This is a genomic window from Variovorax sp. EBFNA2, assembly GCF_033802765.1.
Classification (GTDB): Bacteria; Pseudomonadota; Gammaproteobacteria; order Burkholderiales; family Burkholderiaceae_C; genus Variovorax; species Variovorax paradoxus_H.
This window is the reverse complement of sequence record NZ_CP138497.1, coordinates 328,709-342,268: the sequence shown is the minus strand read 5'-3', so window position 1 is coordinate 342,268 and position 13,560 is coordinate 328,709. Positions and strand designations below refer to the sequence as shown.

Sequence of the window (13,560 nt, the reverse complement as noted above, 5' to 3'; positions counted from 1 at the left end):
GAGCAAATGGCACCTTCTCGCTGTTGGATTCCGCCGATCTCTGACCCAACACAAGGAGGCCAGATCGATCTTCCACAGCGACAGGGGCACAAGGGCCTCTTATACAGATCGCTCTGCGCCGAACTCGACGTCGGCGCTCAGAGCACTCGAGGCCGCTAGCAACGCGGGTGTGATCTAGGCCATATGCAGCCCGGTGCACTGGGCGAAGCCCCATTAACGTCGGCAGTCGTAGCTCAAGCCAGGGCCCCTGTTTCCCGTGCCAGCGGTCAGGGCTCGTGCGGTCGTCCTTGTCGGAGTGCCGCGGTGCGCTGCGTGTCGGCGCCTTGCATGAGGCGAGCCAGTCAGGGTAGGACTACCCCCTGAAGCCGTGCTCAGCTAGGGAAGAGAGATGGATGCACTCCCGCGGCCCACCGGCTGTGCACCCAGTCAATGGGCAGCCTCTGAAGATTATCGAAGCGCCGCAAGTTAGGGCATCTCTAGGGCACGAGTGCCGAAAATGACAAAGGGGTTAGCAACTACTACGCTGCTAACCCCTGTCAATACTGGTCGTGTGAAAGGATTCGAACCTTCGACCCTTGCACCCCATGCAGATCGCCTCGCTGTTTGGCGGACACATGGCATTTCTCAAGCGTTGCAGCACACGAAGCGTCACGCCCAGGCACATTGCGCTGACTGCGCCGGACAAGCAGCTCGGCCTGGCCCACACGGCACTCCTGAGCTGCCCTGCCACGCTGGGCGCGCGCAACGTGTGCGTGAAATATGACAACCAGGCACTCGATCAGCCCTTTCAAGGTGCCGATTCCGCGTTGCTCGCGTTGATCCGTGCGCAAGCGGACGGCCTGCTGCGCGCGCAGAACGTATCCGACTCGCTCGAAGCGGCCGTGAGGGCTGCCATTGCCCAGCGTGGCTTTGTCCATGTGTCGTGCGACGACATCGCGAGCGACCTCGGCATCCCCCCGCACATTGCAACGGCGCCTGAGCCAGCACGGTATGCCTTTCCGTCCGGTTCTGGAGGCCGCATGAATGGACGAGGCCCTGCTTCTTCTGACCCATGGCAGCATGCCGCTGCCTGATGTTGCCGAGCACCTGGGTTACACCGAGCCCAACTCCTTCTGGCATGCTGTCAAAGCATGCTGGGGCGCCACGCCGCGCGAGCTGCGCAGCAATGCCAACGACGCTGCAAGTATCTCGACGATCTCGATGAACCCTACCAAAGGTCCACGCCCTCGCCGGCCATGCGAGCGTCCCGCTGACGCGGCTCGTGCGCAGTTGCGTTCGGGATGTCGACGCCGACTGCCGCAGCTGGACATGTCAGACCGATACTTTCACGAGACAGGGCCTATGTGAGGACGCGCAACCCTGTCCGTCGACCGGCAAGGGAGAAAACCGCAAACACTGCTGCACGCAAACGTATGGCAGCCCTGTCCAGGGTGGCTCGCGCCAAGACGACGGGTATCGTTTCACGGGACTCCTGCACAGACTTCACCCTGACTTCACTTGCGCCGCGCACACTGGCTCTCGACAGCGGTTCGGCGCTGGTAGAGGCAAGGGGAAGAAAAAATTGCTCAGGGAATCGCCTCGATGCCGACCGCTGTCACCTTTCAACGGCCACCTGGCCACGACGGCGTTTACGAAAGCGAAATGATGCAGAGGTACCGTGTTGAGTATTGGCTTGCGCGCGACAGCGCCTGTGCAGATGGGCAAGACAGATGAGCAGCAGCGGCAGAACCTGCTCATGAACACAAGTCACGAGTGGACCGACGAAGCGCTGGGTGCAATGGCGGCCGAGTGGCGCAGGAAGGCGCTCAAGGGTGAGTTTCATGCACGCGGCATCGCCCACGAACTCGAAGCCGAGTTGCGAAGGCGTGCCGGTGCGCCATTCACCAACTACGACACCCTCGATATGCGGCCGCTCGCGATGAGGGCCGCGCGAGCCCGCTGGTGGCAGTTCTGGAGGGCACGCTGAAGGGTATTGGGCGCCTGCCCACCTTCGGCGACCCCGAGCTGGCCATTGCTGACCTGACCGGCGACAGCCAAAGGCGTAACTGAACACCCCGCTATCGTTGCTTGCTTCATCACGGCGGACATGCAACATCATCGCGATGCATCGCTACCTGCGTGGACTGGGATCCACCGCCTGTGCGACAGCACGATTCAGCGGTGGCGGCAGTACCCTGCAGATCGCACGACGATGTCGAAGACGGACGGCGAACTGCCGCTCGATTCCATCGTCTGCCTGCGAATGACTGACAAGCAAGGCAGTTGCCCGGCAGCCACTCGCAACGGCTGCCTCGACTCTCAGTTCAGCGGCAGCCGCAAATAGGTCCCCTTGAGCGGCACCTGATTCACGCCCGGCTGCGTCCAGTCGCACACACCCTCTGGAAAGATCTGATTCAGACGCGCAAGTTCGGAGTTGCTGAAGGTCACCGCGTAGTCCGATGGCTTGACTGGCTTGAGCGCGCACTTCACACCGTCTTGCACCAGGGGCTCGCCAGCGGCAATTCGCAGCGTCGAGGCGCGCGGATAAATCGTATTGCACGTGGTTGCCGGGTCGAGCGACTGTGTTTCATCGATTCGCACGCCAGCCTTGTCGATGCATGCATCGGTCGCCGAGGCCGGCTTCAGACGAACGACCTTGGCGATCGACGCCGCAGCCGGGTCGGCGACGATCGCGTCGAGCCAGTCATTCATGATGTCCAGCGATGTGGTGAGATAGTTGTAGCCGGCGATGGCCGACTCCGTGCTCGATGTGATCAGCACATGGTTGTCCGCTCTGCCGTTGGCACGCTGCAGCCTGGCTCGAATGATCAGCCCCTGCATCGCGTCATGGATGTCGGCCGTTCCGCTGGCATTGACGTACTGCTCCAGAATCGGCACGTTCGAAAGCCCAGGGCTCGCGAAGCTGTTCTTGAAGCCCCCGGCATACGCAAGCCGCACCGCATCCAGATCGGCCACATGTCGGGGAGCGGCGGGCGCCGGCGCCACCGGGCCCGACGGCACAGCCAGGCCGTGTCCGTCGCTGTCGAATCCGCCGACCAACTGGTTGAAGTCCAGGAACTCCGTCGTCGTGATCGCGCCCCTGTTCAAGGCCTTCAGGCCGTACTGGACGCCGACATTGTCAAACGGCCGCCGGGCACGCCCACTGGCGTCCTTGCCGAAAAGATTGGTATTCGTCTCGAGGAAGCCGCAGAACAGGTCCCCTGCCGGATTGGTCTGCCTGTTGTAAATCCGCGCGACGTTCGCCGGATCGCTGACCGCACAGCCCGGCGCGTAGTCGGTACCGATCAACAGGCTCGCGAACGCGAGATCCCACGAGTTGCAGGTCCCCGCCGTAAAGCCCTGGACGGACACTTGCTTGGCGGTCGTCCAGCGTGCGGGGTCGCTCGCGAAGACGGCGTTGGCCAACCGGCATTCGTAGACGTTCGGCATGAAAGTCTCGGGGAAGGCATTGAAGGTCTGAAGCCCGTCGAGCAGCCCCGGAAAGAGCTGCGCGAGCAGGTACTGCTGGATGCCGCCGCCCGACGCTCCCAGGCCGGACGTCCACTTCGGGATCCCCACCCGCTCGATGAAATACTCCTTGAGCATCATCAGCGTCTCGCCCTGCACGTACGGATTGGAATGCTGGTTGTTCCACAGCTCTGTCGACGTCACGAACGCGAAGCCGCGGGCAATGGCAGGCTCGCCGATACCCAAGGCGTCCGACGCGGCACCAGTGGCTGCAGTGCCCTGGTTGAAAGCCGCCCCCCCTCCCCCGCTGAAGTAGACGAGCAATTTTCGGTTCCAGCCCGTGCCCGGAACGAACTTGGCCGGCAGCGCGGCGCCCACTGGCGGGTTGTCCAGCATCGCGATGTCATAGATCCCACGGTTGATCGTGCCGCGTTCGACGCGAACGATGTACGGCACGGTCACGCCATCCTTGGTGGTCGTGTTCAGCAGGTCTGCAGGCCGCGCAGCGGTTGGATAGGTCAGTGGCTTGAAGCAAGCGACCGCCCCAGCTGGGCAACTTGCCGAGCCGCGGTAGTAGTACGTCACCAGCGTAGTGGCCGAGCAGTTCGCATCGCGCGGATTGCCCAGGCCGCTCTGGATCGTTCGGCATTCGTAGGGCGAGATGTGCGATCCCGAGAGGATCGGCCCGGTGATCGGATAGTTGACCAGCCGGGCTTCGGTGCGCTGCGCCGCAACATCGACGTTGCTCACCACCAGCGTGTTGACACTGCCGGTGGTGCTGCCCGGTTCGGTCGTGAGGCCGGTGACGAGGCCCCGCAGCACGCGCGCGGTGCTGTCGACCACGGGCACCTGCGCGGTCACGTCACTGCCGTTGAGGCTCACGCGCACCTTGTCGGGCGCAACGCCCCCGGGTGCAGTGATCTCGATCAGCGTGTCGCCGCCGCTGATCATGTCGGGGGCGGAAGACAGCGTCTTGACCTGGAATACGGCCGGCGTCTCGGCCGGCGTCTGCGCAGCCGGCGGTGGACTCGCGACCGGAATGAACGAGAACCCCCCGCCGCCCGAGCCCCCACCGCAACCCGCGACGAGCATTGCGCCGGCCATGGCGACGCCGACCGCGACAGCCCTTCTCCGGATCCCGGGCCACGGAAAAACCCGCTTGTGCGGGCGGTGAGGTGTTGCGAGCATGGAAGTCTCCTTCTGTGATGTGTTCTGGAAGATTAAGGATGGACGTTCCACGCTGCGGTCGTCGCGACGACACATGAGGTGCCAATCGCTAGAGGTAATCCCTGAGGCCGCCCGGCTCTCGAGCGCGCCAGCCATGGAAGACATGGTGCGGCGCTCGCGATGGGCAGCGGGCCTTGCGCCGGCGGACGTCGAGCACGTACTGGGCAGCATGCAGGAGCGGCAGTTCGCGCGCGGCGCCTGCATCGCGCGGGCCGGGCAGCTCGTCGAGCACTGGATCGGGCTCGTGGACGGCTTTGCGAAGATGTCGGTGGCTTCGCAAGAGGGGCGCGTGTCCACGCTCACCGGCGTGTCACCAGGCGTCTGGTTCGGTGAAGGATCGCTGTTCAAGCACGAGGCGCGCCGCTACGACGTGTTCGCGCTGCGGCCCACGCGGGTGGCGCTGATGCCGCGTCGCACATTCGAATGGCTGCGCGGCACCAGCGTGCCGTTCAACCACTACCTGCAGGAGCTGCTGAACGCGCGGCTGAGCCTTTTCATCGGCGCACTCGCACACGAGCGCCTGCTCGACACCGACGCGCGCGTCGCGAACTGCCTGGCAAGCCTGTTCAATCCCGACTTGTATCCTGACGCGCCACATTTCCTGGAGGTCGGGCAGGTCGAGATCGGCCTGCTGGCCAATGTATCGAGGCAGCGCGTGAACGTGGCGCTGCGCCGCTTCCAGGCGCTGGGGCTCATCCGCCTCGAAAAACGCGGACTTGCGATCCTCGACCTTGGAGGATTGCGCGGCTTCCAGCAAAGCTCCGAGCCACTGAGCCTGAGCAAGTGAAGGGGACGCCAGAGGCTTGCGGCGACCAACGCGCATGATGTCCGCTCCAGACAGCTACATGATTCAGCAGCTCTGTGCCGACGACGGGCCGCTGATGAATGCGCTGCTCACCGTTTTCGGCGAAGCCTTCGGCGACACGGAGACCTACGGTGCCCGCCGTCCCCGACCAGCCTACCTTCGGCAATTGCTCGACAGCGACCATTTCATTGCATTGGTCGCCCGAGATGGGGCGCAGGTCATCGGCGGCCTCGCAGCCTACGAGCTGAAGAAATTCGAGCAGGAGCGCAGCGAGATCTACATCTATGACCTGGCCGTCGCGACAGCACACAGGCGCAAGGGGGTTGCGACGGCGTTGATCCGCGAGCTCCAGCACATCGGCGCCAGGCGCGGGGCCTGGGTGATTTTCGTCCAGGCAGACCCACCCGACGAGCCCGCGGTCGCGCTGTACGCAAAGCTCGGCGCGCGCGAAGAGGTGCTGCATTTCGACTTCCCGGTGCGGCCGACACCGGGCACTTGATTGTCCTCGAAGGCCCTCCAGATGCCTGGTGCCATCGGCCCATCAAGGAGCGCCCGCGAAGCCACCGCGGAAATCGTGGTCCTCGTGCAGCAAGCGCGACCTCTCCTCTGCGCCATGAGTGGTTCGGAATGAAGAGACTGCATCCACCGTGCATGAGCGCAGCGAACGCACAGTGTCAACAACCTTCGGTGCGAGAAGGCGCGTGCGATTTTCCAGACAACAAGGGCATTCGGCGGCTGGTTTTTCATCCTGCGCTGCACGGGAAAACCACGAGCCTATTTTCAAAAGTCCTTTGAATTCAAACACTTGCTGTTTCCAGCAGGCATGGCACATCGGTTGCTATTTGGAGTTCACCCCCACCCGAGGATGGAGACACCCATGAACGACCTGCCGACCACCGCCTGCGCGGCGCCGATGCCCGCGAGCCTGCCTTCTTTCCCCGACCCGCGCTGACGCGCCCCGCCCCGTGCGACGACCCGGCCCTGCCGAGTCGCGCCGCCGCATGCCCGTCTTCGGCTCGCGGCGAAGCCTCTTCTGTTTTCCCTCCCCTGCCCTTGCAACCACAACAAAACGGAGACATTGAAAGATGAAAATCCAGAACGCGACACGCTTTCGCATCAGCCCCGCCCGGGTCGGCACGCTGCTGGCCGCATTGATCCTCACCGCCTGCGGCGGCGGCAGCGGAGGGGGCGCAGGCGTCGGCTTCATCCCGCCCGTCGCGGGCGGTCCCGGCACGCCGGGCAACCCTGACACCCCCGGCAATCCCGATCCCGGTCCAGGCATGCCGCCCGCCGCCACGCTCAAGGTCAGCGTTGTGTCGTCCGCGCCGCAGCTCGTGACGGGCGAGGACGCGCTGGTCGAGCTCGAACTGATCAAGGAGCAGCCGGCGGACAGCCTCGCCGTGACGGTCGACGGCCGCGACGTCACCGCCGCCTTCGCGCGCAACCCCGCAACCGGTCGCCTGCTGGGCAAGGTCACGGGCCTGAAGGAAGGCGCCAACGAACTGGTCGCCAGGTACGGCGACTACAGCACCAAGCTCGCGCTCACCGCCTGGCCGGTCACCGGTCCGGTCATCTCCGGCCCGCACGAAGAGCCCTTCGTCTGCGGCTACGCCACCTTCACGCGCATGGGTGGGCAGGTGCTCAAGTCGCTGGACGACGGCAAGTGCTCGGTGCAGACGCGCGTGGACTACTACTACCGCACCACGGGCGGCGCCAACACGCGCTTCGTGCCCGAGTCGATCACCGCCTATCCGGCCAACATCGCCTACCTCGCGATCAACGGCAAGCAGGTGCCCTACGTGGTGCGGCTGGAGAGCGGCACCATCAACCGCGGCCTGTACCAGTCGGCGATCCTGCACGACGTGCTCAACGAGCCGCCGCCCTCGCCCACCACGCCCCCGGCCAACTGGAACGGCACGCTGCTCTACCCGCTGGGCGGTGGCTGCCAGGGCGGTTGGTTCCAGCAGGGCAGTGACTTCGCCACGCTCATCAACCCGGTCTACCAGAGCCGCGGCTTCGCGGTGACGACCTCCACCCTCAATGTCTTCGGCACCAACTGCAACGACCAGCTCTCCTCGGAGACCATCGCCATGGTGAAGGAGCGCTTCATCGAAAACTACGGCCTGCCCGCCCACACCATCGGCACCGGCGGCTCGGGCGGCTCCTACCAGAGCCACCAGACGAGCGACAACTACCCGGGCCTGTTCGACGGGGTGGTGGTGAGTCAGGTGTTCGCCGACGTGACCTCCTCGACCATCTTCAAGCTGCACGATTCGCGCGTGCTCAACAACTACTTCAACGACCCGGCCACCACGGCGCTCGCCTACACGACAGCCGAGAAGCAGGCCATCTCGGGCTACCTGCAGATCGGCAACATTCCCAACATGAGCAACAGCGCGGGCCGGCTCGATCCCACCGTGTCGTTCCCTGCGGGCGTGCCGCTCGACAAGCGCTACAACGCGCTCACCAATCCCACCGGCGCGCGCGCCACGGTGTTCGACCACACGGTGAACGTCTACGGCAAGACCGAGGCCGAGGGCTTCGCACTGCGCCCGATCGACAACGTGGGCATCCAGTACGGCCTGAACGCGCTCAACGAAGGCAAGCTCAGCATCGACAAGTTCCTCGACCTGAACGAGCGCGTGGGCGGCGTGGACCGAGACATGAAGCGCACCGCCACGCGCACCGTAGGCGACGATCAGGCGCTGCGCCGCGCCTACCAGTCGGGCCGCATCGTGAGCGGCGGAGGCGGCCTCGCGTCCACAGCCATCATCGACCTGCGCGACTACAACGACGGCAACGCCGGCGGCGACATCCACACCAAGATCCATTCGTTCTCGATGCGCGAGCGCCTGCGCCGCGCCAACGGCAACATCGACAACCACGTGATGTGGACCATGGGTGGCGGCACCCCGGCTGCGTACGACGAGATGGTCAAGTGGCTCACCGCCGCGAAGGCGGACACGTCCGACCGCACCCAGGCGCAGAAGATCGCCGCCAACCGCCCGGCCGACCTGCGCGATGCGTGCTGGAACGCGGGCCTGAAGTACACCGAGGAGCAGACCGCCTTCGGCTCCGGCGCGTGCAACACCTTCTACCCTGCGGGCACCACACCGCGAATGGCCGCAGGCGGCCCGCTGAGCGACGACATCGCCAAGTGCCAGCTCAAACCGCTCAATCCTTCGGACTACCGCGTGATCTTCAGCCCGGTGCAGTGGGCACGCCTGAGCGCAGCCTTTCCCGAGGGCGTGTGCGACTGGACCAAGCCCGGCGTCGGCCAGCAGCCGCTCGCGGGCACCTGGCTGTCGTTCGGCCCGTCGCCGGTGAACCTGCTGTTCGACATCACGAAGAAGCTGGTGTCCAGCTTCATGTAAGCCCTGCGCGGGGAAGGCGTGCCCTCCCGCTCCCGTCCCCGCCCCTTTTTTTGCATCCCGGAGTGACCCTTGAAAGCATCCATGAAGAATCCCCTGGCCCTCATCGCGTCTGCCGCCGTCCTTTCCACGGCCTCGCTGGGCCTGCACGCGCAGGACTTTCCCGCAGGCAAGCCGATCACCATCGTCGTGCCCTTCGCAGCCGGTGGCCCCACCGACCGCGTCGCGCGTGACCTCGCCGAGGCGATGAGAAAGCCCCTGGACGGCACCAGCATCGTGATCGACAACGCGGCCGGCGCAGGCAGCACCATCGGCAACGCCAAGGTGGCGCGCGCGAAGGCCGACGGGTACACGCTGCTGCTCACCCATGTGGGCATGGCGACCACGCCGGTGCTCTACCGCAAGCTTCCCTACAACTATGAAACCGACTTCGAGTACCTGGGCATGATCAACGACGTGCCGATGACCGTCATCGGCAAGCCGCAACTCGAAGCCACCAACTTCAGGGAACTGCGCGAGTGGGTCGCGAAGAACGCGGGCAAGACCAACCTGGGCAACGCGGGCATCGGCTCGGCCTCGCACCTGTGCGGCCTGCTGCTGCAAAGCGAACTCAAGGCCGAGATGACCACCGTGCCCTACAAGGGCACTGCGCCGGCCATCGCCGACCTCCTGGGCGGGCAGATCGACCTCTTGTGCGACCAGACGACCAACACCACCGGGCAGATCGAGGCCAGAAAGGTCAAGCCCTATGCCGTGACCACGCTCAAGCGCCTGTCCACCCCCGCACTCAAGGACCTGCCCACGCTGGACGAGTCGGGCCTGAAGAATTTCCAGGTGACGATCTGGCACGGCCTCTACGCACCCAAGGGCACGCCCGCGCCGGTGCTCAAGAAGATCAACGATGCGCTGAAGGTCGCGCTGAAGGACCCGGAGTTCGTCAAGAAGGAAGAAGGCCTGGGCGCGGTCGTCGTGGCCGACGGGCGCGTCGAGCCGGCCGAGCACAAGAAGTTCGTGCAGGCCGAGGTCGCGCGCTTCGGCCCGGTCATCAAGGCGGCCGGCGTGTACGCCGACTGACGCGCTGCCATGGTGCGGCGCATGGGCGGGGATGGGGCCGGCAACGAGGGTAATTCCGTCTCGGCGAGGCAGGTGGGCCTGACTACGATCGTGGCCTTTCATCGCAGACCGGCGGACTTCCGCTTCCCGTTCCCGTGTCCATGCTCCTTGCGGCAGGCCGTGCCATGCTGAAGCTCTCCGCGCCGTACCGGCCCGGCTTTGCCGGATCGCCGGCAGACGTGCGCGACAAGGCCGTGCTGGCGCGCTTTCCCGCCAGCGGCCATGCATCGGCCGTTCCCGGCGCGTCCACCGGCTCTTCCACCGGTGCGCCGCCGGCCGCGCGCTGGCGCCGCTGGACAGCCGCCGGCGTCTGGCTCTGCCTGATCGGCGCGGGCGGAGCACTCGCGTACCTCGTGGGCGAGCGCGCCGGCATCCGCTCGCTGCAGCAGGGCACGCTGCACCGCCTCGACATCTATTCGACCAGCCTGCGCAGCGAATTGAGCCGCTACGAATACCTGCCGCAGGTGCTGTCGCTGAGCCCCGACGTGCTCGACCTGCTGCGCAGCCCCGGCGACAGCAGCCTGCAGTTCAGCGCCAACGTCTACCTGGAGACCGTCAATTCGCACGCCCAGGCCTCGGCCATCTACGTGATGGACGCCAAGGGCCTCACGCTGGCCGCGAGCAACTGGAACCAGCAGGGCAGCTTCGTGGACATGAACTTCTCGTACCGCCCCTACTTCCAGGACGCGTTGCGCGGCGTGCCGGGGCGGTTCTACGGCATCGGCACGGTGAGCCGCGAGCCGGGGTACTACTTCTCGTTCGGCATTCCCGACGGCGACCGCCAGCTCGGCGTGGCGACGGTGAAGGTCAACCTGGACAAACTCGACGCCACCTGGTCGCAATCGGCCGATAAGGTGCTCGCGGTGGACGGCAACGGCGTGGTGTTCCTCTCGTCGGACGCGGGCTGGAAGTTCCGCGCGCTGCGCCCGCTTTCCAGCGAAACGCTGCAGCAGCTCGCGCAGACGCGTCAGTACACCGAGGCAGGGTCGCTCACACCCATCGACATGCGCGAAGACAGGCCGCTGTCGGGCGGCGCCGGCGTCGTGGTGCAGCTCAGCCGCGGGGAAGCGGGCCGCGCGCCGGGTCGCGACGCCTTCGGCCCGGACTACCTGCTGGACAGCCGCCCGGTGGACGGTACCGACTGGAAGCTCATCATGCTGTCGGACATGAAGCCGGTGCATGCGCTGGCGCGTACAAGCGCGGTGGCCACGGTGTTCGCGCTTGTCTTTCTCACACTGCTGGTGCTGTACTTCCAGCAGCGACGGCGCATCGTGCACCAGCGGCTGGCCGCGCGCGAGGCGCTGCAAGGCGCCTACGACGAGCTCGAGAACAAGGTGCAGCTGCGCACCGAGGCGCTGAGCGAGGCCAACCTGCACCTGCAGACCGAGATCGCGGAGCGCAAGCGCGCCGAGGAGATCCTCAAGACCACGCTGGACGACCTCGTGCAGACCGGCAAGATGGCCGTGCTGGGCCAGATGTCCGCGGGCATCACGCACGAACTCAACCAGCCGCTGGCGGCGCTGCGCACGCTCTCGGCCAACGCGGTGGTGTACCTGGAACGCGGGCAGGCCTCGCAGGTCGACCTGAACCTGCGCACCATCTGCCAGCTGACCGACCGCATGGGGGAGATCACCGCGCAGCTGAAGAAATTCGCGCGGCGCTCGGCGGTGGCGATGCGTTCGGTTGCGCTGGCCGACGTCATCGCCGATGCGCTTTTCCTCCTGGACCAGCGAATCCGCCAGGAGCACATCCAGCTGGAACAAGCCATCGAGCCGCACGTGTACGCGCTGTGCGAGGGCAATCGGCTGGAGCAGGTGCTGGTCAACCTGCTGGCCAACGCCTTCGACGCCACTGCGGCCGGCGCAGCGAGCCTGCGGCGCGTGCGCATCGTCGCGCGCAGCACGCGCGAGGGCGCGATCGTGGAAGTACACGACAACGGCAACGGCATCCCCCTCGAGGTGATGCCGCGCCTGTTCGAGCCCTTCTTCACCACCAAGGAGCAGGGTCTGGGCCTCGGCCTGGGCCTGGCGATTTCCTCGGGCATCGTGCGCGACTTCGGCGGACTCCTGCGCGCCGGCCACAGCGAGCTCGGCGGCGCGGCATTCATCGTCACATTGCGCCACGGAGTGCGCGGAGCAGACACCCATGGCTGAAGAAGAACTCGAAGTGCTGTTCGTCGAGGACGACCCCGCGGTGCGCATGGGCAGTACCCAGGCGCTGCAGCTGGCAGGCCTGCGCGTCTCGGGCTTCGGCTCGGCCGAGCAGGTGATGCCGCGCGTGGTGCCCGGCTTTGGCGGCGTGCTGGTCACCGACGTGAAGCTGCCGGGCATGGACGGGCTGGCGCTTCTGGCGCGTGCGCTGAAGATCGACCCGACGCTGCCGGTGATCCTGGTGACCGGGCACGGCGACATCACGATGGCGGTGCAGGCGATGCGCCTGGGCGCCTACGATTTCATCGAGAAACCCTTCTCGCCCGAGCAGCTCAGCGAAGTGGTCGAGCGCGCGCTCGAGAAACGGGCGCTGAGCCTGGAGGTGGACCTCCTGCGCCGCAAGCTCGCGAGCTACGAGGCGATCGAGGCCAAGCTCATCGGCCGTTCGTCGGCCATGCAGCGCCTGCGCCGGCTGGTGCTGGACGTGGCCACGACCGATGCCGATGTGTTGATCCTCGGGGAGACCGGCACCGGCAAGGAACTGGTGGCGCGCTGCCTGCACGACCACGGGAGGCGGCGCGAGGGCCACTTCGCGGCCATCAACTGCGGCGGCATGCCCGAGGCGCTTTTCGAGAGCGAGATGTTCGGTCACGAGGCCGGCGCCTTCACCGGCGCGGCCAAGCGGCGCATCGGCAAGATCGAGCATGCGCGCGGTGGCACGCTCTTTCTGGACGAGATCGAGACCATGCCGATGAACCTGCAGGTGAAGATGCTGCGCACGCTGCAGGAGCGCCAGTACGAGCGCCTGGGCTCCAACGAACTGCGCCCGATGGACAGCCGCGTGGTCGCCGCCACCAAGGCCGACCTGCTGGAGGCCGCGCGCGCCAGGACCTTCCGTGACGACCTCTACTACCGCCTGAGCGTGGTGGTGCTGCAGCTGCCGCCGCTGCGCGAGCGCCGCGAGGACATCCCGCTGCTGTTCACTCACTTCGCAATGCAGGCGGCGCTGCGCCACGAACGGGAGCTGCCGGTGGTCACGCCGCGTCACCTGCAGGAGTTGATGGCGCACGCATGGCCGGGCAACGTGCGTGAGTTGCGCAACATCGCCGACCGCTTCGTGCTCGGCCTCTGGGATGGGGATGGCGGCATCCTCAGCACCGCCCGGGGCTCGCGCACGCTCGATGAGCAAATGGCCCAATTCGAGCGCTACCTGATCCACGAGGCGCTCGAGGCTTGCGGCGGCAGCGCCGCGGCAGCGGCCGAGCGGCTGGGCGTGCCGCGCAAGACGCTGTACGACAAGATGCGGCGCCTCGGCCCGCTCGATGCGCCGGTGGACGATGCGGGGGCCAGGCGCGCATTGCGCAGCGCCTGAATGCTCGACTGCGGATCCGGTCGAAAGCTTGCCTGCAAGGGCTCGAGTTCACCGCTTGATGTAACGCAGCATTAC

9 protein-coding genes are annotated in these 13,560 nt (G+C 66.1%); 8 read left to right on the top strand and 1 reads right to left on the bottom strand.

From position 1 onward, the window contains the following. Positions 1–584: 584 nt before the first annotated feature. Positions 585–1,073: a hypothetical protein gene (locus tag RZE79_RS31925; protein WP_319362249.1), complete on the top strand. Its 489-nt coding sequence runs from the start codon at positions 585–587 to the stop codon at positions 1,071–1,073. Positions 1,074–1,735: 662 nt separating this feature from the next. Further along, on the top strand, positions 1,736–1,966 hold the full coding sequence (locus tag RZE79_RS31920; protein WP_319362248.1) for a hypothetical protein: 231 nt from the start codon (positions 1,736–1,738) through the stop codon (positions 1,964–1,966). A gap of 332 nt (positions 1,967–2,298) precedes the next feature. Here the strand turns inward: RZE79_RS31920 and RZE79_RS31915 are convergent, their stop codons facing one another. Next, positions 2,299–4,635: a DUF6351 family protein gene (locus RZE79_RS31915; protein ID WP_319362247.1), complete on the bottom strand. Its 2,337-nt coding sequence runs from the start codon at positions 4,633–4,635 to the stop codon at positions 2,299–2,301. Between RZE79_RS31915 and RZE79_RS31910 the strand changes: the two genes are divergently transcribed. The 6 genes from RZE79_RS31910 (at position 4,634) to RZE79_RS31885 (ending at position 13,485) form a co-directional block, all read left to right on the top strand. Further along, positions 4,634–5,461 carry a Crp/Fnr family transcriptional regulator gene (locus RZE79_RS31910; RefSeq protein WP_319362246.1) on the top strand — a complete coding sequence of 276 codons (828 nt, stop codon included), beginning with the start codon at positions 4,634–4,636 and terminating at the stop codon, positions 5,459–5,461. The genes RZE79_RS31915 and RZE79_RS31910 overlap by 2 nt on opposite strands. 58 nt (positions 5,462–5,519) lie before the next feature. Then, entirely contained in the window at positions 5,520–5,978 is a 459-nt protein-coding gene (locus RZE79_RS31905) for an AAC(3)-I family aminoglycoside N-acetyltransferase (RefSeq protein ID WP_373696599.1), read from the top strand. A gap of 586 nt (positions 5,979–6,564) precedes the next feature. Further along, the gene (locus RZE79_RS31900) at positions 6,565–8,853 is read left to right on the top strand and encodes a DUF6351 family protein (RefSeq protein ID WP_319362244.1); all 2,289 of its coding nucleotides are present in this window, start codon (positions 6,565–6,567) and stop codon (positions 8,851–8,853) included. Between the two features lie 81 nt (positions 8,854–8,934). Next, positions 8,935–9,924 (top strand): tripartite tricarboxylate transporter substrate-binding protein, encoded by a 990-nt coding sequence (locus RZE79_RS31895; protein ID WP_319362243.1) that lies wholly within the window; start codon positions 8,935–8,937, stop codon positions 9,922–9,924. A 140-nt stretch (positions 9,925–10,064) separates the two neighbouring features. Then, positions 10,065–12,116: an ATP-binding protein gene (locus RZE79_RS31890; RefSeq protein WP_319362375.1), complete on the top strand. Its 2,052-nt coding sequence runs from the start codon at positions 10,065–10,067 to the stop codon at positions 12,114–12,116. After that, complete coding sequence (locus RZE79_RS31885) at positions 12,109–13,485, top strand: sigma-54-dependent transcriptional regulator (RefSeq protein ID WP_373696598.1); 1,377 nt, start codon at positions 12,109–12,111, stop codon at positions 13,483–13,485. Before RZE79_RS31890 ends, RZE79_RS31885 begins: the two co-directional genes overlap by 8 nt. Positions 13,486–13,560 lie beyond the last annotated feature (75 nt).

Coding starts and splice junctions, on each gene's coding strand:
- RZE79_RS31885 (WP_373696598.1), top strand. CDS start 12,109: ATGGCTGAAGAAGAACTCGAAGTGCTGTTCGTCGAGGACGACCCCGCG.
- RZE79_RS31905 (WP_373696599.1), top strand. CDS start 5,520: ATGATTCAGCAGCTCTGTGCCGACGACGGGCCGCTGATGAATGCGCTG.
- RZE79_RS31910 (WP_319362246.1), top strand. CDS start 4,634: ATGGAAGTCTCCTTCTGTGATGTGTTCTGGAAGATTAAGGATGGACGT.
- RZE79_RS31890 (WP_319362375.1), top strand. CDS start 10,065: ATGCTCCTTGCGGCAGGCCGTGCCATGCTGAAGCTCTCCGCGCCGTAC.
- RZE79_RS31920 (WP_319362248.1), top strand. CDS start 1,736: ATGAACACAAGTCACGAGTGGACCGACGAAGCGCTGGGTGCAATGGCG.
- RZE79_RS31900 (WP_319362244.1), top strand. CDS start 6,565: ATGAAAATCCAGAACGCGACACGCTTTCGCATCAGCCCCGCCCGGGTC.
- RZE79_RS31895 (WP_319362243.1), top strand. CDS start 8,935: ATGAAGAATCCCCTGGCCCTCATCGCGTCTGCCGCCGTCCTTTCCACG.
- RZE79_RS31925 (WP_319362249.1), top strand. CDS start 585: ATGCAGATCGCCTCGCTGTTTGGCGGACACATGGCATTTCTCAAGCGT.
- RZE79_RS31915 (WP_319362247.1), bottom strand. CDS start 4,635: ATGCTCGCAACACCTCACCGCCCGCACAAGCGGGTTTTTCCGTGGCCC.